The organism is Lacticaseibacillus salsurae (genome assembly GCF_045862175.1).
In the GTDB taxonomy this organism is placed as follows: Bacteria; Bacillota; Bacilli; order Lactobacillales; family Lactobacillaceae; genus Lacticaseibacillus; species Lacticaseibacillus salsurae.
Genome location: NZ_BAAFZI010000007.1, coordinates 40,246 through 62,967 on the forward strand (window position 1 = coordinate 40,246; position 22,722 = coordinate 62,967).

The 22,722-nt window shown below is 49.3% G+C and carries 24 protein-coding genes; 5 read left to right on the top strand and 19 right to left on the bottom strand.

What is annotated here, in order from left to right; translation table 11 throughout:
- Positions 1–46: 46 nt before the first annotated feature.
- Positions 47–883 carry a helix-turn-helix transcriptional regulator gene (locus tag ACKTSG_RS04050; RefSeq protein WP_407892208.1) on the bottom strand — a complete coding sequence of 279 codons (837 nt, stop codon included), beginning with the start codon at positions 881–883 and terminating at the stop codon, positions 47–49.
- Positions 884–1,044: 161 nt separating this feature from the next.
- Here ACKTSG_RS04050 and ACKTSG_RS04055 point away from each other — a divergent pair, with 161 nt between their 5' ends.
- Both ACKTSG_RS04055 and ACKTSG_RS04060 read left to right on the top strand, forming a co-directional pair.
- Entirely contained in the window at positions 1,045–2,781 is a 1,737-nt protein-coding gene (locus tag ACKTSG_RS04055; protein WP_407892210.1) for an ABC transporter ATP-binding protein, read from the top strand.
- The gene (locus ACKTSG_RS04060; RefSeq protein WP_407892212.1) at positions 2,735–4,561 is read left to right on the top strand and encodes an ABC transporter ATP-binding protein; all 1,827 of its coding nucleotides are present in this window, start codon (positions 2,735–2,737) and stop codon (positions 4,559–4,561) included. The genes ACKTSG_RS04055 and ACKTSG_RS04060 overlap by 47 nt, the downstream gene beginning before the upstream one ends.
- 153 nt (positions 4,562–4,714) lie before the next feature.
- Here ACKTSG_RS04060 and ACKTSG_RS04065 read toward each other — a convergent pair whose 3' ends face one another.
- Positions 4,715–7,159 carry a glycyl radical protein gene (locus ACKTSG_RS04065; protein ID WP_407892285.1) on the bottom strand — a complete coding sequence of 815 codons (2,445 nt, stop codon included), beginning with the start codon at positions 7,157–7,159 and terminating at the stop codon, positions 4,715–4,717.
- A gap of 180 nt (positions 7,160–7,339) precedes the next feature.
- On the bottom strand, positions 7,340–8,098 hold the full coding sequence (locus tag ACKTSG_RS04070) for a DeoR/GlpR family DNA-binding transcription regulator (RefSeq protein WP_407892214.1): 759 nt from the start codon (positions 8,096–8,098) through the stop codon (positions 7,340–7,342).
- A gap of 134 nt (positions 8,099–8,232) precedes the next feature.
- Here ACKTSG_RS04070 and ACKTSG_RS04075 point away from each other — a divergent pair, with 134 nt between their 5' ends.
- The 3 genes from ACKTSG_RS04075 to ACKTSG_RS04085 all read left to right on the top strand — a co-directional run bounded on the left by ACKTSG_RS04075 (position 8,233) and on the right by ACKTSG_RS04085 (position 10,805).
- On the top strand, positions 8,233–9,027 hold the full coding sequence (locus ACKTSG_RS04075; RefSeq protein ID WP_407892216.1) for a glycyl-radical enzyme activating protein: 795 nt from the start codon (positions 8,233–8,235) through the stop codon (positions 9,025–9,027).
- Positions 9,028–9,030: 3 nt separating this feature from the next.
- Entirely contained in the window at positions 9,031–9,975 is a 945-nt protein-coding gene (locus ACKTSG_RS04080; RefSeq protein ID WP_407892218.1) for a sugar-binding transcriptional regulator, read from the top strand.
- Between the two features lie 143 nt (positions 9,976–10,118).
- Positions 10,119–10,805 carry a fructose-6-phosphate aldolase gene (locus ACKTSG_RS04085; RefSeq protein ID WP_407892220.1) on the top strand — a complete coding sequence of 229 codons (687 nt, stop codon included), beginning with the start codon at positions 10,119–10,121 and terminating at the stop codon, positions 10,803–10,805.
- A 110-nt stretch (positions 10,806–10,915) separates the two neighbouring features.
- On the opposite strand, the gene rpsI is transcribed toward ACKTSG_RS04085, so the two are convergent.
- The 16 genes from rpsI to rplO all read right to left on the bottom strand — a co-directional run bounded on the left by rpsI (position 10,916) and on the right by rplO (position 22,698).
- Positions 10,916–11,308, bottom strand: a complete 393-nt coding sequence (gene rpsI / locus ACKTSG_RS04090; protein ID WP_054715218.1) for a 30S ribosomal protein S9 — start codon at positions 11,306–11,308, stop codon at positions 10,916–10,918.
- Between the two features lie 13 nt (positions 11,309–11,321).
- Positions 11,322–11,768: a 50S ribosomal protein L13 gene (rplM, locus tag ACKTSG_RS04095; RefSeq protein ID WP_407892222.1), complete on the bottom strand. Its 447-nt coding sequence runs from the start codon at positions 11,766–11,768 to the stop codon at positions 11,322–11,324.
- 190 nt (positions 11,769–11,958) lie between these two features.
- Positions 11,959–13,128 carry an MFS transporter gene (locus ACKTSG_RS04100; protein WP_407892224.1) on the bottom strand — a complete coding sequence of 390 codons (1,170 nt, stop codon included), beginning with the start codon at positions 13,126–13,128 and terminating at the stop codon, positions 11,959–11,961.
- A gap of 25 nt (positions 13,129–13,153) precedes the next feature.
- A complete protein-coding gene (gene truA, locus ACKTSG_RS04105; protein ID WP_407892226.1) occupies positions 13,154–13,897 on the bottom strand; it encodes a tRNA pseudouridine(38-40) synthase TruA in 744 nt (247 codons plus the stop codon).
- 41 nt (positions 13,898–13,938) lie between these two features.
- On the bottom strand, positions 13,939–14,733 hold the full coding sequence (locus tag ACKTSG_RS04110; protein WP_407892230.1) for an energy-coupling factor transporter transmembrane component T family protein: 795 nt from the start codon (positions 14,731–14,733) through the stop codon (positions 13,939–13,941).
- Positions 14,726–15,592, bottom strand: a complete 867-nt coding sequence (locus tag ACKTSG_RS04115) for an energy-coupling factor ABC transporter ATP-binding protein (RefSeq protein ID WP_407892232.1) — start codon at positions 15,590–15,592, stop codon at positions 14,726–14,728. The genes ACKTSG_RS04110 and ACKTSG_RS04115 overlap by 8 nt, the downstream gene beginning before the upstream one ends.
- Positions 15,568–16,404 (bottom strand): energy-coupling factor ABC transporter ATP-binding protein, encoded by an 837-nt coding sequence (locus ACKTSG_RS04120; RefSeq protein ID WP_407892234.1) that lies wholly within the window; start codon positions 16,402–16,404, stop codon positions 15,568–15,570. Before ACKTSG_RS04120 ends, ACKTSG_RS04115 begins: the two co-directional genes overlap by 25 nt.
- A gap of 1,034 nt (positions 16,405–17,438) precedes the next feature.
- A complete protein-coding gene (gene rplQ / locus ACKTSG_RS04125) occupies positions 17,439–17,819 on the bottom strand; it encodes a 50S ribosomal protein L17 (RefSeq protein ID WP_407892236.1) in 381 nt (126 codons plus the stop codon).
- Between the two features lie 25 nt (positions 17,820–17,844).
- Positions 17,845–18,783 carry a DNA-directed RNA polymerase subunit alpha gene (locus ACKTSG_RS04130; protein ID WP_054717712.1) on the bottom strand — a complete coding sequence of 313 codons (939 nt, stop codon included), beginning with the start codon at positions 18,781–18,783 and terminating at the stop codon, positions 17,845–17,847.
- A gap of 74 nt (positions 18,784–18,857) precedes the next feature.
- On the bottom strand, positions 18,858–19,247 hold the full coding sequence (rpsK, locus tag ACKTSG_RS04135; protein ID WP_407892238.1) for a 30S ribosomal protein S11: 390 nt from the start codon (positions 19,245–19,247) through the stop codon (positions 18,858–18,860).
- 25 nt (positions 19,248–19,272) lie between these two features.
- On the bottom strand, positions 19,273–19,638 hold the full coding sequence (gene rpsM, locus ACKTSG_RS04140) for a 30S ribosomal protein S13 (protein ID WP_407892240.1): 366 nt from the start codon (positions 19,636–19,638) through the stop codon (positions 19,273–19,275).
- 32 nt (positions 19,639–19,670) lie between these two features.
- Positions 19,671–19,787, bottom strand: a complete 117-nt coding sequence (gene rpmJ, locus ACKTSG_RS04145; RefSeq protein WP_003567518.1) for a 50S ribosomal protein L36 — start codon at positions 19,785–19,787, stop codon at positions 19,671–19,673.
- A 48-nt stretch (positions 19,788–19,835) separates the two neighbouring features.
- Positions 19,836–20,054 (bottom strand): translation initiation factor IF-1, encoded by a 219-nt coding sequence (gene infA, locus ACKTSG_RS04150; RefSeq protein ID WP_054717703.1) that lies wholly within the window; start codon positions 20,052–20,054, stop codon positions 19,836–19,838.
- A 136-nt stretch (positions 20,055–20,190) separates the two neighbouring features.
- Positions 20,191–20,847 (bottom strand): adenylate kinase, encoded by a 657-nt coding sequence (locus tag ACKTSG_RS04155; RefSeq protein ID WP_407892243.1) that lies wholly within the window; start codon positions 20,845–20,847, stop codon positions 20,191–20,193.
- Between the two features lie 103 nt (positions 20,848–20,950).
- Positions 20,951–22,258 (bottom strand): preprotein translocase subunit SecY, encoded by a 1,308-nt coding sequence (secY, locus tag ACKTSG_RS04160; RefSeq protein WP_407892245.1) that lies wholly within the window; start codon positions 22,256–22,258, stop codon positions 20,951–20,953.
- A complete protein-coding gene (gene rplO, locus ACKTSG_RS04165; RefSeq protein ID WP_407892247.1) occupies positions 22,258–22,698 on the bottom strand; it encodes a 50S ribosomal protein L15 in 441 nt (146 codons plus the stop codon). Before rplO ends, secY begins: the two co-directional genes overlap by 1 nt.
- Between the last annotated feature and the right edge of the window lie 24 nt (positions 22,699–22,722).

The window sequence follows — 22,722 nt, forward strand, 5'->3', positions numbered from 1 at the left end:
TAAAAACGGCTTGGACGAATTTCGTCGTCCAAGCCGTTTTTAGTGCTCAATGGTCTGATTGGATCTGCGAAGGTGATCGACCAAAATGCTGTTTGAACAACCGGGAAAAATAAAACGGGTCTTGATAGCCGACCACGCCAGAGACTTGATTGATCGGTAAATTGGTTTCATCCAACAGTTGCTTGGCTTGATTCAACCTTAACGCGGTCAAATAGCTCATCGGGCTTTCCCCTTTAAACGCTTTAAAGGTGCGCGACAAATAACTTGGCGACACATGCAACGCTTGTGCCACTTCAGCGACACTAACGCCGCTTTGATAATGGGCTTGCAAATAATACTCTGCTTGCGCCACCAAAGCTTGTTGATCAACGCTGGCATGCGCTGGCGTCACCGATTCAAAGTGATCCGCGGCGACTTGGTTGTTGGGTAGCGCGCGGATCAAACAGCACAATAGCTCAACGATCTGTGCTTGTAACATCAACTCATGCCCAAAAGCATCCGTCGCCTTAGTTTCCTTGGCGATGCGGTGCGCACAAGCAAAAAATGCGGCTTTTTGTTCGCCAAGATCAACGATACTTTGCGCAAAAGGTAAAAAATCTGGTTGTAATCCAGGCAAGGCGATATGGCGAAACCCGATATGAAGCTGTGTACTGTGCGTATTTGGTGGCTGCGTCTCTTGGTGATGGACGCCAGGATTGAACAATAACGCTTGACCGGCATGGATCTCTTGGTGCAAGCCTTCAATGTGATAACGTGATGCCCCTTGCAACATGATCGACAACTCTAAAAATTCATGACTGTGGTAAGGATAAGTGCCTGGCTTGTCGTTTTGGTAAACGAATGCGTACAGCACATCTGGCGAAAACGTCTTTAAGTCCAGCATTTTATCCCTCCTTCATGTAATCGGATTCATTGTAAGCGAACGCCAGCGCAAAACCAATCAAAAAATCATAGGCATTAGTCAAAAAACTCCAAGTCTCCAAGCGGTTTTCTCCATTCACGCCAGGCGACAAAGCTTGGATAATCCAAGCTGGAGGAACGCTTATGAACCCATATACTTGGATTTGGCAATATGTCAAAAAAGACCAGGCCCGTTTAATTTTTGCCATGATCTTGGTGGTGATCAATGCCATCGGCGTGATCATTGTGCCGATGTTAGGCGGGATGATCGTCGATACCGTCATTGATGGCGGGCACACAGAACAATTGATCCCGATGCTTGCAGTGATGATCGGCGCCACTTTGATCCGTACGGTGATGCGCTATGGCTACATTATATTGTTTGAGCGGATCGGCCAAAATGCGCTGTTCAGCTTGCGGCACGATCTCTTTGCGAAATTACAAAGCCTTGATTTTACATACTTCAACACGGTGCGTACAGGCGATCTCATGGCGCGCATGACCGGCGATACCGATGCGATCCGCAATATGATCTGTTGGGTCTCCTACAATGGCATGGAATGTATCTTATGGTTTTTAGCTGCGGTGGTCGTGATGGGTGCGATCAATTGGCAACTCATGATCGCCTTGGTGATCGTCACGCCTTTGATCGGTATTTTGACTTATCACATGTCCAAACAAGCGTTGCCAGTGTATTTCAACATCCGTCAAAGTTTTGCCAGGCTCAACACCATGGTGGAAGAAAATATTTCTGGCAACCGTGTCGTCAAAGCTTTCACCCGCGAAGATTATGAAATTGCCAAATTTGATCGCCTCAACCACGATTACAAAACCCAAAACATGGCGGCGGCTGGGATCTCGCGGCGTTATTTGCCACCACTAGACTTCTTAGCCAGCTTACTATCAGTGATCGTATTGCTGCTGGGTGGTGGGTTGGTGATCGCCAAGCGGATGAGTTTAGGCGACTTGGTCACATTCAATGGCTTTTTGTGGCTATTGAACCAGCCAATGCGCATGAGCGGTTGGCTGATCAACGACGCGCAACGCTTTTCTGCCGCCACGATCAAAATTCGCGCATTACTTGGGGCCAAATCATCCATTCAAGCCCCTGTCATTGAAAAGCCGCGCCAAATGCAAGGCCGCGTGCAATTTGACCATGTCAGCTTCGCTTACCCTGACGCCCCTGAAGCGCCAGTGCTTGAAAATATCAACTTTACTGCCGAGCCCGGACAAACTATTGGGATCTTAGGCGAAACTGGTAGCGGCAAGTCAACGTTGATGGATCTGATCGCCAGATATTATGACCCGACTAAAGGGCGCGTGTTGGTGGATGGCGTCGATTTAAAACAGTGGCCGATCAATGCCTTGCGCGATCAGATCACTGTCGTCATGCAAGATCTGTTTTTGTTCTCAGACACCATTGCCGACAATATCAGCTATGGCAACCATGAAGCGCCAGTGCCTTATATTCGGCAAATGGCGCAAGTCGCGGCCGCTGATCAATTTATCAATGCCATGCCTGAAGGTTATCAAACCGTCGTCGGCGAACGTGGGGTCGGCCTTTCCGGTGGCCAAAAACAGCGTATTTCCTTAACGCGCGCGTTGGTCAACGATCCTAAGATCTTGATTTTGGATGATACCACCAGTGCGCTGGATATGGAAACTGAAGCCGAGATCCAGCAGCATTTAAAAACAGTTGCCGCTGATAAAACCGTTTTTATTATCGCCAGTCGCATTTCAAGTTTGCGTCATGCCGATCAGATCTTAGTGCTCCAACATGGCCGACTCGTCGCCCATGGCACCCATGAAGAATTGCTGAAACAAGGTGGCTATTATGCCACCACGTATGCCCAACAAACTGGAGGTGATCCGCTTGGCTAAGCGCAATACTTATGATGTCGATGAAGCAGAAAACGACCGGTTCAACTGGCATGATTACGCGAGATTGGGCCATTACCTCAAGCCTTACCGCCTTAAATTACTGTTAGCACTAGGCTCGATCTTAGTTGGAAACGTGGCATTGATCTTAGGGCCTTATTTGATGAAATTGGCGATCGACACTGAGATCCCGCAGCATAACTTAAAGGCATTGCTAGGCTTGTCGGCAACGTTTTTGCTTAGCTTGATTGCAGCATTTGGCTGCTATCGCTACCGGATCTGGACCATCACTGAAGTCGGCCAAGATCTCTTAAAAGACATGCGCCGCGATGTGTTCACCCATTTGCAGACTTTACCCAACAGCTATTTTGATTCCCGCCCGCATGGTAAGATCTTGATTCGCGTGGTGAATTACATCAATACCTTGTCTGATTTGTTAAGTAACGGTTTGATCAACTTGATCTCCGATTTGTTGAATTTGGTGATCACCTTGGTTTTTATGATCGCGATCAATTGGCAACTGACCTTATATTCCATGGCGTTGATCCCAGTGCTATTGATTTGGACTTATGTCATTCAAAAAAAGCAAGCCGTGGCGTTTGCGGCACTATCAAATAAACAATCAAACTTAAATGCCTATATTCACGAAGGCATCGCCGGCATTAAAGTGACCCAAGACTTTGCCCAAGAAAAAACTGCGATCGGGCATTTTGATCATGTCGCTGAAGAAAATCGGCACGCCTATATGCGCGCCGTGCATGTGCAGTATGCCTTGTCTCCTGGTGTTAACAACATTGCGACGATGACCACGGCGTTGATCTATTTTGTCGGGATCTCGCATTTAGGCGTGGCGGTCACTACTGGGACTTTAATCGCCTTTTTAGGCTATATCAATAACTTCTGGAACCCTGTGATCAATATCGGCAATTTCTATAACTCACTGATCACTGCCACGGCTTATCTCGCACGGATCTTTGAGTTGCTGGATGAAAAGCCAGCCGTTGCCGATGCTCCTGACGCGTTTGAACTGCCGCCGATCCATGGTGACGTCCAATTTAATTCAGTATCGTTTGCTTACGCACCAGACGAACCGACAGTGCTTCATCATGTCAGCTTCCACGCTTTGCCTGGCGAAACGATCGCCTTAGTTGGGCCGACTGGCGCTGGCAAATCCACGATCATTAACTTATTGTCGCGTTTTTACAATGTCTCTGATGGCACGATCACCATTGACGGCATTGATATCAAGCGCGTCACGTTGGCCTCCCTGCGCGCACAAATGGGTGTGATGCTTCAAGATACTTTCATCTTTTCTGGCACCATCGCCGAAAATATCCGCTACGGCCGTTTAGCTGCCACAGACGCTCAGATCCAAGCAGCCGCTAAAATTGCGCGTGCTGACGACTTCATCCAAACCCTACCTGCCGGCTATGACACTGTGATCCAAGAACGCGGCGCCAGCTTAAGTGCCGGCCAGCGACAATTAATTGCTTTTGCCCGCACCATTTTAGCCGATCCCAAGATCTTGATTTTAGATGAAGCCACCGCGGCGATCGACACGCACACTGAGCAGTTGTTACAAGCTGGTTTGCAAGGCCTGCTACAAGGGCGCACCAGTTTCATCGTGGCGCACCGCTTGTCAACGATCCGCAACGCGGACAAAATCTTAGTGATCGATCATGGTCAAATCGTCGAATCTGGCGATCATGACACGTTGATGGCTAAACACGGGGCGTACTTTAACTTATATGACGCGCAAATGCGTATGCTCAAGCAAGATTGAAAAAAAGTGGACCAGACATTAATCACATCGTCGCGAGACATTTTGTACCGCCAAGTCAAACAAGCGGCTCTGCACCGCGATTCAGTACGAATCGTGGTGCAAAGCCGCTTGTTTGATTGACTAAAACTGCGTATGCCACGTCCCTGTTTTCAGTTACATGCTTTGTTCTGTGCGTTCGATGATATCGTCTTGCGTCTCTTTGGATAACCCGACGAAAAATGCTGAGTACCCCGCGACCCGCACGATCAGATCCCGGTGTTGTTCGGGATGTACTTGCGCATCGATCAACGTCGCGCGATCGACAATGTTGTATTGCACGTGGTAGCCATGCAGGCGATTGAAAAAGGTCCGCAATAACGCGACTAACTTCATGCATGATTCTTCACTGCGTAAGATCTGCGGCGACATTTTTTGATTGAGCAACACGCCGCCAGTGATCGCACCGGTATCTAGCTTGGACACACTTTTAAACACCGCAGTTGGGCCGTTGGTATCCATGGCATGTTCTGGTGAGCACCCTTCTGCCAACGGCGTGCGCGCATGGCGACCATCAGGCGTGGCCAGCGTGGAATGGCCTTGTCCAACATTAGCCGAAATCGAACTAGTGCCAGCGTAACGCAAGCCACCGATCGGACCGCGCCCATAGCGGGTGTTTTTATACTTGGCGATTTCATCAATATATGGCGCATAAGCTTCCGTGATCAGTGAATCGACGTACTCATCGTCATTGCCATATTTAGGCGCATCGTTAAGCAACATTTGGCGGATCTTTTCGCCTTCATCCCCGGCAAAATCAGACTGCAGTGCATCCCACAATTGTTCTGGTGTTAACTTGTGTTCATCAAAAATCAGCTTCTTGATCGCCGCCAGCGAATCTGCCAAGTTGGCGATGCCGACTTGTAAGCCAGAAATAAAGTCGTAAACGGCGCCGCCTTCTTTGATCGTTTTGCCGCGCGCAATACAATCATCAGTCAATGTTGAACACAAAATGTCTGGGTAGCCTTGTTCCAACACCATATCGCAAGTATTTTCGATGATCACCGATTGCCGCGTGATCTCACGCAACGACTTGTCCCAAGCATCCAGCAATTGTTGATAGCTGGTCATTTCGGGAAAACGGCCATAATTTGGTAGCAATTGTTTGCCCGATTCTGGATCGACGCCACCATTCATCACGATCAACAGCGTTCTTGGGAAGTTGATGAAACTCATCCCAGTGCAGCGATACCCCCACTTGCCAGGTACCGCCGTTTCGACACAACCGATGGATGAATAGTTATAGGCATCGGCTTTTTTGACGCCGCGTTTGATAAACGACGGAATGATGATCTCGTCATTATTAAATGCCGGCATCCCCAACCCTTGCTTGATCACTTGCACACACGCCAGCATAAAGTCGTCAGACAACCCATGATGATAACGCACGGTTAAATTCGGTTGCGGTAGATGAGCTTGGGCAATGGCTTGTAAGATCAAATAAGACATTGGATTGACGGCATCGTGGCCATCTGGCGTCTGTCCGCCAATGGTGATATTTTGATACAGCGGCGACCCAGCTGAAAACTCAGTGTGCTGCCAAGAACGCACTTTGTTGATGGTCAAAGTCTTCAAGGCCAAATTGGTGATCAATTCCACTGCTTGGTCTGGCGTGATGCGCCCAGCTTTGAGATCTGCTTCATAAAAAGGATCCAAATATTGGTCCACGCGCCCATAGGAAACCGAGTGCCCATTGGATTCGATCTGCAACACCAAATGCACCAACCAAACCGACTGGATCGCTTCGCGCAAAGTGTGTGCTGGTTCATAAGGTACGCGCGTTAAAATATCTGCGATCTGCAAGTAATTGTCGCGTTGGGCTTGGTCGTCAGTCGCTGCAGCTAATTGTTGAGCTTTAGCGACATAGCGCTTGGCAAAGTTTTTCACCGCATCAATGGTGATCAAACTGGCTTGATAGAAGTAAAGTTTCTTTTGCTGGTCATAATCAGTGAGGTCTAAAGCGGCCATCGCCTTTTGGACGCGGGCTTCATACCATTTCAAGCCTTTATTGATCAAGGCCGTGTAGTCCACGGCAATATGGCCGTCGCCGCTGGTGATATTGCCATCAGCGCCAATGATCCCCAAATCGTAAAATACCCGACTCTTAGGTGGAAATGCTGCCAAGCCGCGATCTTCCAAGGTGTTGTGTTGCCAAAAAGGCGCAATGGCACGTAATTTGGCTTTGGTGTCTTCAGTAATATAAAAAACATCCCCAGGGCGCTTTTCAAAGGTGTCCAATTCGTCGATCACCCAATTCATCGAATATTCTGGAAAGACTGGGGCCCAACGGTTTTGTTGGGCTTGATTGCCCGCGATCAGCGTTTGTGGTTCGATGAAGATCGTCATTTTATCGAGGATATGGGCCAACATTTTAGCCCGCAACACATCTAGTTGTTCATCTTGGTGAGCTTGATAAGCTTCTGTGGCCAACACCGCCCGTTGCGGATCGACATAAGGCTTCGCATCAATGATCGTTTCGCGCAGATCATGCATGCGCTTGGTCAACTTTCCGAATTCACCTTTCGCGATCGGGCTTTTGGCAATTGTGGTTTGGGTTTTCATGGCATCCATTTTGAATTTCCTCCTTGAAATCGGTTTATGTTTACGTTCATAATGTATCATCGTTTCAAACGAAAATCAATTTAAAAACAACGATCAGGATAAATTCTCACAATTGTGCAGCTCACCATTGATTCTCCGCACAAAAAAACGGTCGATTCTTTGATCGACCGTTTAATCGTATTATTTTGCTTTTGCCACTTTGACGCTGACGTTGACAGCTTCCAGTTGCTGCTTGACCGCATCCGAGATCCCGCTATCTGTCACCACTTCATCCACATCATCAAACCCTAACTGGTGAACCAAACTGGTGCGATTGAACTTCTGCGAGTCAGTCAAGATCGTCACTTGATCAGCATGTTTGGCCATGCTTTGGACGATCTCGCTGCGCATCAAGTCATTGCCAAAAAAGCCTGAATCCGCGGCATAGCCATCCGTACTCACAAAACATTGGGTCACTTGAAACTGTGCTAGCATCGTTTTAGTCAAAGGACCAACCACCACTTGAGCAGCGGCTTGATAATTACCACCGAGCAAGATCACTTCGATATTCGGATAATCGCTGACATAATCGGCGATGAAACTAGAGATCGTGATAATGGTAACGCGCTTACCTTGTTGCCCTAACACTTCTGCCAATAACGCACAAGTTGAACCGGACTCGATCATGATGGTACTTTGATTTTTCACTGAATTGGCTGCCCGCAAGGCGATCTGGCGTTTGGTTTCGTAATTTTGGGCCAAGCGCGAACGCAGATCAGTGGGATCATTGATAATGGCGACGCCGTGTTGGCGCTGCAGCAACCCTTTTTCTTCTAATGTGGTGAGGTCTTTGCGAATGGTGACTTGCGACACTGATAATTCTTTGGCTAGTTGATTGACTTCCACTTCGCCGGCTTCTGTCACCCGCTGTAAAATGCGATCGATTCGTTTTGCGACCATGGCGAACACCTCCGATAGCCATAGTTTAGCACGCCTGTGACGCAAATACGAGTCTATTTTAGACACTAACGTAAATTATTTATTTACGTTTGAAACCAAACGTGCTACATTATGCGTAAAGGAAGGTGAGCGTCATGGCAGAGCAAGACAAACTCGGCTTGATCTTCAACATTCAAAAATTCAGTCTCAACGATGGCCCTGGGATCCGGACGGTGGTGTTTTTCAAAGGCTGTCCATTGCGGTGTCAGTGGTGTTCCAACCCAGAATCGCAATCTGGCTTGGAAGAACCCATGTACGACGAAGCCAAACAACGCAACGTCACCGTTGGCAAATGGTACACCGTTGACGCGGTAATGAAGGTGATTGAACAAGACCGTGACTTTTATGAAGAATCTGGCGGCGGGGTCACCTTATCTGGTGGCGAAGTCTTGTTTCAACCGACATTTGTCACTGCTTTGGCCAAAGCTTGTCATGAAGCTGGCATCCATGTGGCTTGTGAAACTACCGGTTACGCAAATCCTAAAGTCTTCGCTGACATGGCGCAATACATTGACTTGATGTATTTTGACTGCAAGCAATGGGACAGCAAGAAACATCAAGCCGGCACCGGCGCCCGCAACGAGTTGATTTTGAAAAATCTACAAACTGCCATGCAAATACCCGACTTGACCGTGCAAGTCCGCATTCCTGTGATCCCAGGATTCAACTACTCAGACGACGATGCCAAGCATTTTGGTGAGTTGTTCAACCGCTTGCATGTGCCATCAGTGGAACTATTGCCATTTCACCAATTTGGCTTAAAGAAATATGCTGACTTGCACCGCGAGTACGCCTTAAAAGACGTCAAACAACTGACTGCCGATGATCTGCAAAGCTTTCAACGTCAGCTGCAAGCCGCTGGCATTCGCGCCACGATCAACGGGTGGTAGCCGATGCAAGAGGTTGAAAAGATCCACTTGATGGCCAAAGCGGCGTACTTATATTACGTTGACGATCGCACCCAATCGCAAGTGGCCACCATGTTGCAAGTCGACCGCTCGACAGTCAGCCGCTTACTCAAGCGCGCTAGAGATACTGGCATCGTCACGATCCAAGTCCATCACTTCGACGTGGCGACTTATCAGTTGGAACAACAACTCCAGCAGCGCTTTGGCTTAAACGATGCCATCGTCATACCGACTGACCCCAACGCTGACAGTGCGACGAAAAACCAACAACTGGCCAAAACAGCAGCGCAATATTTGAAACGTATCATTGCCCCGCGGCAAAAAATCGGCTTTGCTTGGGGCACGACACTTTCGGGCATGGTCGGCCAATTAGATCATCCGATCAAAACCAATGCCACCTTTGTCCCTTTAGTCGGCGGTCCCAGTTCGGCAAATGCCAAATACCATGTTAATGGGATCGTGTATGATGCCGCTCGACAATTCGGTGGTGAAAGTTTGTTCATCGACGCTGCAGCGGTGCAAGAATCTAAAATGATCCGCGATGGCATTTGGCAATCGCAATATTTTCAAACCATCCGCCAAATTTGGAATCACTTGGATATCGCCTTTGTCGGCATTGGCGGGGCGTTGAACCGCGGCACCAGTCGCTGGCGAGACCTTTTATCCGCTGAGGACATCGCGGCATTACAAGATCGTGAAGTGATCGGCGATTGCTGTTGCACCTTTTTTGATCGCCATGGCCGCGTGCTTAAAGGCGCCTTGCATGATCGCACCATCGCCATTGACCTCAAGCAACTCAAGCAAACGCCAAATACCGTCGGCGTGGTGCGCTCACTGACCAAAGCCCCAGCGATCAAAACGTTTTTGACCATGGGGGTGTTGAACACCTTGATCACCGACAGTGAAACCGCTCAGCGCATCTTGTCTTGAAACGCACAAATGTGCATGTCTAGACCAATTGTCTGCCGGAATGCTTGGAACATCAACGTTTGCGGATTTCGGTAGCTGAACTTGCTGAAGCATTTGTGCCAACCACGCTACACTAGAACTATCAACAATATGAGGTGAGAAAAATGGAATTTTTACTCGATACGATCCATCTTGACGACATCAAAAAATATAACGCCATGATCGCTTTGGCTGGGGTCACATCAAACCCGACCATTGTGAAAAAAGAAGGCAAAGTCGATTTCTTCAACCATATGAACGCGATCCGTGCCATTATCGGCTTGGATAAGACCTTACATGTCCAAGCAGTCGGCCGTAGCACTGAAGCGATCGTTCAAGATGCGCACACGATCCGCGAACGCATTGATGATCATGTTTTTGTCAAAGTACCAACCAATGCGCCAGGCTTAGCGGCCATGAAGATCCTTAAAGCAGAAGGCTTCAACGTGACTGCCACCGCGATCTACTCCGAGATCCAAGCACGCTTAGCCATTGAAGTCGGTGCCGATTACTTAGCCCCTTATTTCAACCGCATGGTCAATATGGGCCTTGATGCCAAACAGATCTTAGGCAATATTCAAGCCACTATCGATCGTCAAAATAGCGCCAGCAAGATCTTAGCTGCTTCTTTCCACACTGTCGGCCAAGTCAACGATGCTTTTGAAGTCGGTGCGGCGGCTTGCACCATGGGCGCAGATATTTTAGGCGCAGCTTTAGGCAACCCAGCGATTGAAGCTGCAGTGGATGGGTTCACCAAGGACTGGGAAAGCCTTTATGGCCAAGGCACCACGATTTCTAGTCTTGCCAAATGAAATTTCAAAAGCCGTCTGGTTTGCAACCAGGCGGCTTTTGTGTTGACGAAAAAAGCACCCCACCAAAGTGAGATGCTTCCACAAATCTCGTATAAACGCTGATCCGAAGATTAACGCTTGGAGAATTGACTTGCTTTACGAGCCTTCTTCAGACCTGGCTTCTTACGTTCCTTCATACGAGGGTCACGTGTGAGCATGCCGCCGCGCTTTAAAGCACCACGGAAGTCTGGGTCAACGGTAAGCAACGCACGGGCGATACCGTGACGAGTTGCGCCGGCTTGGCCAGTATAGCCGCCGCCGTTAACGTTAACAAGGACATCATATTGACCCGTGGTTTCGGTCATGCCGAAAGGTTGAGTCATGTCCAAGATCAAGTGTTCGTATGGCAAATAGTCATGAACGTCTTTGCCGTTCATTGTGATTTTGCCAGTGCCAGGTACTAAGCGTACGCGGGCAACAGAGTTTTTGCGGCGACCAGTGCCGCTGTAAGATACTTGAGCCACAGTTGTATCCTCCTTAGATTAAGTTCGTGATGTCGAGTACTTCAGGCTTTTGGGCAGCATGGGAATGATCTTCCCCTGCATACACGTGAAGCTTCAAGAATTGTTGGTGACCAAGAGTGTTCTTGGTAGGCAACATCTTCTTGACGGAGTATTCAACCAAACGAGCAGGGTTGTTTTTCAGCAAGTCGCCAGCGACTTCATGCTTCAAACCACCTGGATGTTGGCTGTGACGGTAGTAGATCTTGTCAGAGGCTTTTTTGCCAGTTAACTTCAGCTTGGAAGCGTTGATCACAATGACGTTGTCGCCAGTGTCAACGTTAGGGGTAAAGGTCGGCTTGTTCTTGCCACGCAGGATGCTGGCAACAACAGAAGACAAACGGCCGAGGCTGATGTCTGTTGCGTCGACGACATACCATTTGTGTTCAATTTCGCCTGGCTTAGCCATGAATGTTGTACGCACGATTTGTTTCCTCCAAAAATTGTTCAGTGAGTGTTTGACACGTTAAGTTTCCGGGGCTTATCGTGGGGCAAACAATACCAGCTACTACTATATCGCAAATTCACGTCAACGTCAATCAAAACCTCTGCGCAGGCTTGGCAAAAAAAGGCTGAACATTTCCCTGATGCCTAGCATTGAAGCCCAGTCGACGTTACGCCGCAATCGCAGCGTGCTTGGCGATGATCGCGCCGATCATCCCCATTAACAAACTCAAACCTAAGCACACGCCAACGACTCCAGACCACGCGATCACTTGCGCCAACCAAGCAAAACTTACCGGTCCGACAGCCGCCAAAATATAGCCGCCGGATTGTGCCATACCAGATAAACTGGCAGTCCCTTGGGCGCTTTTGGTCTTCTTTTGGAAAAACACGATACAAAGGGAAAATGCCGCGCCACTGCCGGCACCCATGATGATGGCCATCACGGCTTGAAGCCAAAATACAACTGGTGCCATTAACACCCCGACCAAGCCGATTACAAAGCCACCAGCAGCGATCACGACCACAGTCATTAAACCATGCCGTCGTTCTGCCAGCGCTGGGGTCAACATATTCAGTGGCAAGCCAAATAACTGAAACAATGTTGCCAAGGTGCCAGCCGTCACCGCATCAAAGCCAGCATGTTGCCAAATCGCTGGCAGCCAGGTCAACAACGAATAATAAAGGACGCTTTGAAGCCCGAAAAATAACGCGATCAACCAAGCCAAAGGCACCTGCGTCAAGCGTATTGTAGCCATCTGAGGGGTATCGGCATGTGGGTGGCCTTTTAACTGGGGTAAAACGCCTAACCAAACTACTAATGCGACCACGCTTACAGCACCAAACACGGCCATAGTTGATGTTGCGCCAATATGTTTGGCCAAAACGCCGCTGGTGCCGGTACCGACACTTGCCACCAAACCCATTGCGGTCGTGTACATCGTGGTCATGATGGCAATGCGCCGCGGAAATTCACTTTTGATCAACGCTGGCAACAATACATTGCCACCAGTGATCCCAAGCCCAGCCAAAGCCGTCCCGATCAACAGCCCCCAAACATTTGGCACTAAGCGCAAACCAGCCCCTAATACCAATGCTAATGCGGCAAAAGTCAACACTCGCCCAGCGCCGAATTTGGCGCCAAGTTTGCCGATCATCGGCGACATCACCGCAAACATTGCCAGTGGGATCGACGTGACCAAGCCAGCTAAACTGCTTGGTAAAATGCCACTGGCACTTAACGCTTTTAATAATGGCGGCATCATCGTGATCGGCAGCCGTAAGTTGGCCCCGATCAAAAATACCCCAAACACAATCAACCACACGTGTTGCTTTTTCAAACCGTCGACTCCCCATTCATGTTGGTTAATAATAGACTTCTTTGAGATACAACCCCGACGCCGGCGCGGTGCCGCGAGCTTGTTGGCGATCTTTCACTTCGTATAAGCGCAAGAAGTCATGCACATCACGGCGACCACTACCGATTTCCAGCAACGTCGCCACCAAAATACGCACCATATTATACAAAAAGCCATTCCCGTAAAATTCAAACACGACTTCATTGTGCGCTGGATCATCGCGCACCGTGGCTTCATAGATTGTGCGTACTTTATCCACGATCACCCCGCCACTAGCCGCAAAGCTGGTGAAATCATGAGTCCCCACCACATCATTTAACGCGACTTGCACCTTTGCCAAGTCTAAAGGATAAGGCCAATGCCCCGTATACAAGCGATTGAATGGATCCGTGAAACGACCGCGCGCCACGCGATACAGATAACGTTTGCCTTTGGCAGAATAGCGCGCATGAAAATCTGCTGGTGCAAATTCTGCTTTTAAGATCTCGATATCTAACGGCATCAACGAATTCATCGCCCGCAGCATGGCTTGTTCTGGGATCTCAATGGGAAAATCAAAACTCACCACTTGGCCGAGTGCATGCACCCCTGAATCGGTGCGCCCAGAGCCATCGATATGGATCGCATCGACTTTCGCCATTTTGCCTAAGGCCTTTTGCAACACGCCTTGAACTGTGCGTTGATGGGGTTGGATCTGGTAGCCGGCAAATTTGGTCCCATCATATGCCAGCGTTAATTTGTAATGGGTCATGATTTACTCCTAAATAAAAGCCGGCTTCTTCAGCCAGCTTCCTATGCTCTAAGAAACACTAACAATCCGGTCAAAGCGGCCATCACCACAGCCGCAGCGACATCTGAGCGGTGATATTGTAGCACCCGAAACTTGGTGCGATGATCGCCACCTTGATAGCCGCGCGCATCCATCGCCGTGGCTAAGTCTTCGGCGATCCCGAAACTATCGACGAATAACGGGATCAACAGTGGGACGACAGCTTTCATTTGCTGAAACAAATTCCCAGTCCCAAAATCCACCCCACGCGCACGTTGGGCATTCATGATCTTGGTGGTTTGATCCATCAAAGTCGGCACAAACCGCAAGGCGATCTGTAACACCAAAGCCAATTCGGTCACTGGCACATGCAACACTCGCAGTGGCTTGAGTAATGACTCCACCGCATCTGCCAAAGACAGCGGCTGAGTGGTCAATGTCAGCAATGTGGAAATGAAAATGATCAACACAAAGCGCATAAAGATAAACGCGCCATTGGTCAGCCCAAATTGCGTGACCGCTAGCCACCCCCAAGACCAATAAGTGGTGCCACCTTTGGTAAAGAAGATCTGCAACGCGACAGTAAACAAAATCAGCCAGATCATTGGGCGCACGCCGCGCAAGAAAAAGCTCAGCTTCACTTTGGACAGCTGGATCATCACCATTGTCGCGACAAACATCAACAAATAACTTTGCCAGTTATTTGCCAAGAAAATGATCGCGATGTAATAAAAACTCGCCATTAACTTGGTCCGCGGATCCAAGCGATGCACCATTGAGTCGCCTGGAATGTAGCGGCCTAAAATCAATTTATCCAAGGTCGCCACCTCCTAGCTGTGGCATCAGATCATCTGCTAATTCAGCTGCCGTCAACGGCATTTGTTGAAAGGTAAAGCCGAGTTTTTCAAGGCGTTCGGCAAACGCTGTGGTTTTCGGCAAGCCCAGTTGCTTTTGGCGCAACCAATCCGGATCAGCAAAAATCTCTCGCGGTGTCCCTTGGCGCACCAAGGCGCCATGTTCCATCACCAACACGCGATCGGCATAGTCGGCCACGTCATCCATTTGGTGCGTCACTAACACAATGGTCAAGCCTTGCTCATCATGGAGCTTTTTGAACATGGTCATCATTTCCAAACGGCCAGCAGGATCTAAGCCAGCAGTGGGTTCATCCAACACCAAAATTTCCGGTTGCATCGCCAAAACCCCAGCGATCGCCACCCGCCGCATTTGCCCGCCAGATAGATCAAATGGCGATTGTTGCAAGATATCATCAGGCAAGCCCACTAACTTAACCATTTGTTTGGCTAAGGCTTTGGCGTCTGCTTCTGGTACGCCGAAGTTCATGGGGCCAAACGCGATATCGCGTTCGACTGTTTGTTCAAATAATTGATTTTCTGCAAATTGAAACACCATACCGACTTTTTGCCGTAAGGGTTTCAAGTTCTTGTTATTGGTTTCCGGCGTGATTTGGCGATCGCCGATGGTGACAGTGCCGCTAGTCGGCTTTAACAACGCGTTTAAGTGTTGCAACAACGTCGATTTACCAGAGCCGGTATGCCCGATGATCGCCGTGTAGTCGCCACCTTTGATCGTGGTGGTGATATCTTTGAGGCCGTCGCCAGCAAAAGGGGTGCCAGCTTGATAAGTAAAACTTACATGGTCGAATGTAATGTCCAAAGCGCCTTTGCCAGTCCTTCCTCATCTAAATACCCTGCCGGCATTTGCACACCGCGCTTGGCTAACGCATTTTTAAGTTTTTCCGGATAGGGAACGTCCAAACCTAATTGTAACAAGGCTTCCCCATGCGCAAAAATTTCTGCTGGGGTACCGATCTCTTTCACTTGACCATCATCTAATAACAACACTTGATCAGCCCCAGCCGCTTCATCGATATCATGTGTGATCGACAATACCGTCAGAGACTGGCGTTGGCGCAGTTGCTTGATCAAATCGATGATCTCCAAGCGCCCCGCTGGATCAAGCATCGACGTGGCTTCATCTAAGATAATGATATCTGGACGTTGTGCCACGATCCCTGCAATGGCGACGCGCTGTTTTTGCCCACCAGAAAGGCGTGCTGGCTCGCGGGTCGCAAAAGCTTGCATATCGACGGCTTCAAGCGCGGCTTGCACCCGAACCAGCATTTCATCGCGCGGCACCGCCCGGTTTTCCAACCCAAACGCCACATCATCCGCGACTGTCGCCCCAACAAACTGGTTGTCCGGATTTTGAAAAACGATCCCCACTTTGGCCCGAATATCCCAAACCGTTTCTTCAGTGAGTGGCATCCCAGCAACCGTTACTTGACCAGATTCAGGCGCCAATAAGCCGTTGATGTTTTTGGCTAACGTTGATTTCCCACTGCCGTTATGCCCGATGATCGCCCACCACTGCCCTGCAGGCACAGCAAATGACACGTCATTTAACGCCGCTTTGGGACTTTCTGGATAATGATAACTGAGGTGTTCAACTTCGATCGCGTTTGCCAAATCACCAACGCTCCTTCCGTGCTTTCATACTGTCATATCATATCATATTTTCCCACTAGACTAACAGTCTCATTACCCCTGTCACCGTTTCGGTGCGCCAAACGGTGGCAATCGTTTCCATGACCTTCACAAAACGCATGCAGCATCATCATTTGGCACAAATGCGATCTGTTGCATCCAAGTGGCAATACTGTGCTGACATTCTCACCAGGTGGCCGAAAATCCGCAGCTATGGAAAATTGGCGTCACTGTGGCGCACTGTCAAAGTTGCCGTGCAGCCGGCTTCTGAAATCGCCAAGCCCGACGTCATCAGGCACTCAACAGACCTTGACTAGTAGGTTATGCATACTAGTGCCAGACTAGGTCTACCTGACATCGATTGTCAAAGATAGCGTCGAAACCGTTGGATGTTTGCACTTGAAAGAGAGGCGAGATGTCCCAACTCTCCCACGTTCTAGGTTGGCCGCCATCACTGACCGAGCAGATCTCAGCTAGTATGCCATGCATACTAGTGCCAAACGCTATCGAAGCGACACCGAGTATCGGATAGTGGCGCAATTGAAGGGCGTTTGAATTTGGGACGGAGGTTTGCCACCCCTGCATGGTGAGATTTCCGTTGGCGATTTATCGCCTACGGAAAGCCGCAGGAAAAGATCCGGCGGGTGGCAAGCAAAGCGAGACATCCCGGCTAGCTTTTTCGAGGACCCTCACCATGCAGGGGTGGCAAGCCGGAGCCCCAAATTCAAACGCCCGAACCGAACCACACAGCACGCAAAAAGCGGTGAGCCTCAACAGGTTCACCGCTTAATTTATGTACAAAAAAAATCATTCAATGATGGAGACACCAGTTGCCCGGTGCTCGAAGCTAGACTAAGCTATCACACATGGGATAGCCACCATCTCAAACGCTCCATCGATCAAATGACCAAAGTGCTGTGGCCACGTGGGTCACAACGGTTTTGAAAAGGTGATCACCGTTGCCGGCGAATCACGTAATGTTAATGGCGCCAGGCGAAGCTGGCAAAGTTTTGAAATTAAACTAATTCCAAAATAACCATTTGGGCTGCATCGCCGCGGCGAGGAGCAGTCTTCAGAATGCGGGTGTAACCACCTTTGCGTTCTGCGTAGCGAGGGGCAACGTCTGCGAACAATTTCTGCAATGCAGATTGAACAACAACCGTGTCGCCATCTTCTTTAACATCAGCGATCTCGTTGCGCAAGTATGCTGCGGCTTGACGACGTGCGTGCAAGTCGCCGCGCTTACCAAGCGTGATCATCTTTTCAGCGGTGGAACGAACTTCCTTAGCGCGGGCTTCAGTAGTCGTGATCCGTTCGTGGATCAAAAGATCCGTAGTGAGATCGCGAAGCAAAGCCTTACGTTGGGAGCTGGTCCGGCCTAATTTACGGTAACTCATGAGTGTTTTGCCTCCTTTTTACAGATTAGTCTTCGGTGCGCAGGCCTAAGCCAAGGTCGCTAAGCTTATTCTTAACTTCCTCAAGTGACTTACGACCTAAGTTGCGGACCTTCATCATATCGGCTTCTGTTTTGTTGGTCAGCTCTTGCACGGTATTGATACCAGCGCGCTTCAAGCAGTTGTAAGAACGAACGGACAAGTCGAGCTCTTCGATGGTCATCTCAAGCATCTTTTCCTTGTGGGTCTCTTCTTTTTCAACCATGATCTCAGCGTTTTTGGCTTCATCCGTCAAGTTGACGAAAATATCCAGATGCTCGGTGAGGATCTTCGCAGCTAAGCTGATCGCTTCACGCGGATTGATCGAACCATTGGTCCAAACATCCAACGTCAGCTTGTCGAAGTCGTTACGCCGGCCAACCCGGGTGCTTTCGACTTGATAGTTGACCCGACTGATTGGGGTGAAAATCGAGTCGATCGGCAAAACCCCGATTGGCATGTCATCGACTTTATTTTGATCAGCTGCCACATACCCGCGACCGGTTTTGACCGTCATCCGGACGTGGAAGCGACCCCCTTCTGCAACCGTACAAATGTACTGCTCAGGATTGAGCACCTCGACATCACTATCAGAAACGATGTCTGCAGCCGTAACGGTGGCTGGGCCGGCTACGTCGATTTCGACCGTCTTGTCTTCATCTGTGTTCATCTTCAAAGCAAGCTTTTTGATGTTTAAGATGATTTGGGTCACGTCTTCAAGCACCCCATCGATAGTGGAGAACTCATGGAGCACCCCATCGATTTGGATGTTGCTGACGGCTGCCCCTGGCAAAGAGGACAAAAGGATCCGCCGCAGCGAATTGCCCAGTGTGGTGCCATAGCCGCGTTCAAGCGGTTCTACGACAAACTTACCGTAGTTGGTGCTTTCGTCAACTTTGGTGATGTTTGGCTTTTCAAATTCGATCATCTAAGTCTGTACCCCTTTCAAAACGAGAAGTGAAGTTTTGTTTACCCGGCCAATAAAAGGCCGCAGGGTAACAATTACACACGACGACGCTTTGGAGGACGAGAGCCGTTATGTGGCACTGGGGTGACGTCGCGGATCGCGGTCACTTCAAGGCCAGTCGCCTGAAGGGAACGGATCGCAGCTTCACGGCCGGAACCTGGGCCCTTAACAGAGACTTCAACGGACTTCATGCCATGTTCCATGGATTCTTTTGCTGCGGCTTCAGCAGCCATTTGCGCTGCGAAAGGCGTCGACTTACGGGAGCCCTTGAAACCAAGTGCGCCTGCAGAAGACCAAGCGATCGCGTTACCGCGAGGGTCGGTGATCATGACCAGCGTGTTGTTGAAAGTTGAGTGGATATGTGCCACACCAGATTCAACGTTCTTACGAACTCGACGCTTACGAGTTGTTTTGCGTACTGCCATCGGGATGTATTCCTCCTTTACCTAATTATTTCTTTTTACCGGCAATGGTAGTTTTCTTACCTTTGCGGGTGCGTGCGTTGTTCTTGGTGTTTTGGCCACGAACAGGCAAGCCACGACGATGACGGATCCCACGGTAGGAACCGATTTCCATCAGACGTTTGATGTTCAAGTTAACTTCACGACGAAGATCGCCTTCAACCTTGACAGAGTCAACGGCTGCGCGGATCTTGTCTTCTTGATCTGGGGTGAGGTCTTCTTGGCGGACGTTTTCTGGAACGCCGGCTTCAGCCAGGATCTTTTGAGCGGTGGTCTTGCCAATACCGAAGATATAGGTCAAGGCGATTACGATTTGCTTACCACGTGGTAAGTCGACACCTGCGATACGAACCATACGATGGACACCTCCTAATATAGTAGTTTAGATTAACCTTGGCGTTGCTTGTGTTTCGGGTTTGCAGAGCAAATGATCATGACGCGGCCTTTGCGGCGTACGACTTTGCAGTGCTCGCACATCTTTTTGACGGATGGACGTACTTTCATTGTAAATAGCCTCCTCTAAGGATTCGTGAGCTCACTAACTGCTGGCAATTACTTGAAACGGTAAGTGATGCGGCCTTTGGTCAAGTCGTATGGCGATAATTCAACCGTCACGCGATCGCCTGGGAGAATGCGGATGTAGTGCATCCGGATTTTGCCAGAAACATGCGCCAAAATGGTAGCGCCGTTTTCAAGTTCGACTTTAAACATCGCGTTGGGTAAGGTATCCACCACGGTGCCTTGAATTTCAATTACATCGTCTTTTGCCACTAAATAATTCCTCCTAAAATTCTGGAACACAACGTGCGAAAAGGGTGAGGCCAAGGGCACTCACCGCACATACCGCGATATTGTACCACATAAATTATGCGATGACCAGACCGGATCGTGCAAAAGACGAAGTCATCTACTTTGCAACTGCGGCCAGGATCTTTTTGATTTCGGCGAAAACCAAGTCGATATCTTGGTCACCATTGACGGTGTACAAGAGATTGCGCTGCTTGTAAAAGTCCAGCAATGGTGTGTTCATTTCGATGTTTACTTTGAGGCGGTTTTTGACCGTTGCCGGCTTGTCGTCGTCACGTTGGAAGAATTCATGGCCGCCGCAAACATCACAAGTCCCTTCAACCTTGGTTGGGTTGTAGACTTTATGATAAGTGGCGCCACAGTTCTTACAAATGTAGCGACCTGACAAGCGTTCGATCAACTTCTCAGGGGCAACATCGATATTGATCACGGCATCAACAGGCTTGTTGATGTCTGCGGTCAAAGTTTCCAACGCCTCTGCTTGCGCGATCGTGCGTGGGAAACCATCGAGCATGTAACCCGCATCAGTATCTGATTTGGCCAAGCGTTCCTTCACGATGCCAACAGTCACAACGTCTGGAACGAGGGAACCTGCATCCATAAAGGCTTTGGCTTTTTGGCCAAGTTCAGTACCGGCAGCCATGGCTGCGCGGAACATGTCACCAGTCGAGATATGAGCGATCGGATAAGCTTGCACGATGCGCTCTGCTTGAGTGCCTTTACCAGCACCAGGAAGTCCCATTAAAATGAGATTCATTGGATCTGCCTCCGTTGATTGGCAAAGGGAAGTTAGCCGGATGGCCATATTCCCGCTACCATTATCGTCGAGTCGCTGACGCCTAAACGCCAGTTGACTCTGATTAGTCTTTGATCAAGTCACCTTGGATGAAGCCGACATATTCGCGCTTCATCAGCAACCCATTCAACTGTCGAACTAATTCGATGGCCGTCATGACGACGATCAACAAGCTAGTCCCGCCCAGCCCGATGGATTGTGGCAGGTTCCAAAGCATTGACGCCAATTGTGGCAACAAGGCGATGACCCCTAAGAACAATGCACCGACTGTGGACAGTCGCATCAAGAGACCAGACAAATACTTTTCAGTCTCTTTACCTGGCCAAACACCAGGAATGTAACTTCCTTGCTTGGTCAAGTTCTCCGCGACTTTTTCAGGGTTGACCTGAACAAAAGCGTAAAAGAACGTGAACAAGACGATCAAGACGGTGTACACCGCGATCCCAACAGGCTTTTGCATGCTGAAGATGTTGGTCATGACCTGATACCAGGTATCTTCAGAGTGGTTCGCCTGAAAAGCCATTAAAATGGTTTGCGGCGTCACAATGAAGGAACTGGCAAAGATCACTGGGATAACCCCAGCCACGTTGACTTTCAACGGTAAGTAAGAATTACTCCCCGCTGCAGTCACCCGGCGTGTGTATTGGATCGGGATCTTCCGGTTGGCTTGTTGGACCCAAGTCACAAAGGTCACGACTAACAACACAATGACAACCAAAGCCACTAAGAACAATGCCCCCGTTAACTTGTCGTTGTTATTGGTAATGTTGTCTTGCCAAAGTTCTTGGATCCCACTAGGCAAGCGCGCAATGATCCCGGCAAAAATGATCATCGACACGCCGTTGCCGACGCCTTTGTCAGTGATCTGTTCACCCATCCACGTCAACAGCATCGTGCCGCCGGTGAGGATGATACCGATGGTGACATAAGTCTGAATCGTCGGATTATTCACTAAGCCAAGCGAGCTTAACTGCTGGAACCCAGCAGTAATGCCGACAGCTTGGAAAAATCCTAGGAAAATAGTCAAATAACGCGTCACTTGGTTGAGCTTGCGCCGCCCGACTTCCCCTTGTTTGCTCCATTCAACAAACTTCGGCACGATATCCATTTGGAGCAATTGGATAACGATCTGAGCCGTGATGTATGGTGAAACCCCCATCGAGAAAATCGAGTAGTTCGACAACCCGCCCCCACTTACTGTATCCAGCAGTGGGATCAAGCCGGTAGCGCTGATGTTTGTTAACGCTTTGGCATCAACACCTGGAACCGAGATCTGCGCGCCTAACCGATAAACCAGCAAAACGCCTAAGGTAAACAAGATCTTATTACGGATCTCTTTGACCTCGAGCGCGTTTTTGAGGGTTTTCAGCATTAGATCACCTCAATAGAACCGCCTGCTGCTTCGATTGCTGCTTGAGCAGCTGCGGAGAATTTGTCAACTTTGACGTTCAACTTCTTCTCCAACTTGCCGTTTGCCAGCAACTTGATACCGTCTTTTTCGTTTTTAACTAAGCCGGCTTCAACCAACACGGTGTTGGTGATTTCTTGGCCGTCTTCAAAACGGTTCAAGTCGTTGATGTTCACAACGGCATAAACTTTACGGTTGATGTTGTTGAAACCGCGTTTTGGCATACGACGGAACAATGGCATTTGGCCACCTTCAAAACCCAAACGAGTCTTGCCGCCTTGACGCGCCAATTGGCCCTTAGTACCTTTACCAGCGGTTTTACCTTGGCCGCTAGAAGTCCCACGGCCAAGACGCTTACCGTGTTGACGGGAACCTGCAGGGGCTTGTAATTCATGCAACTTCATGCTTGGCACCTCCTTGTGATGATT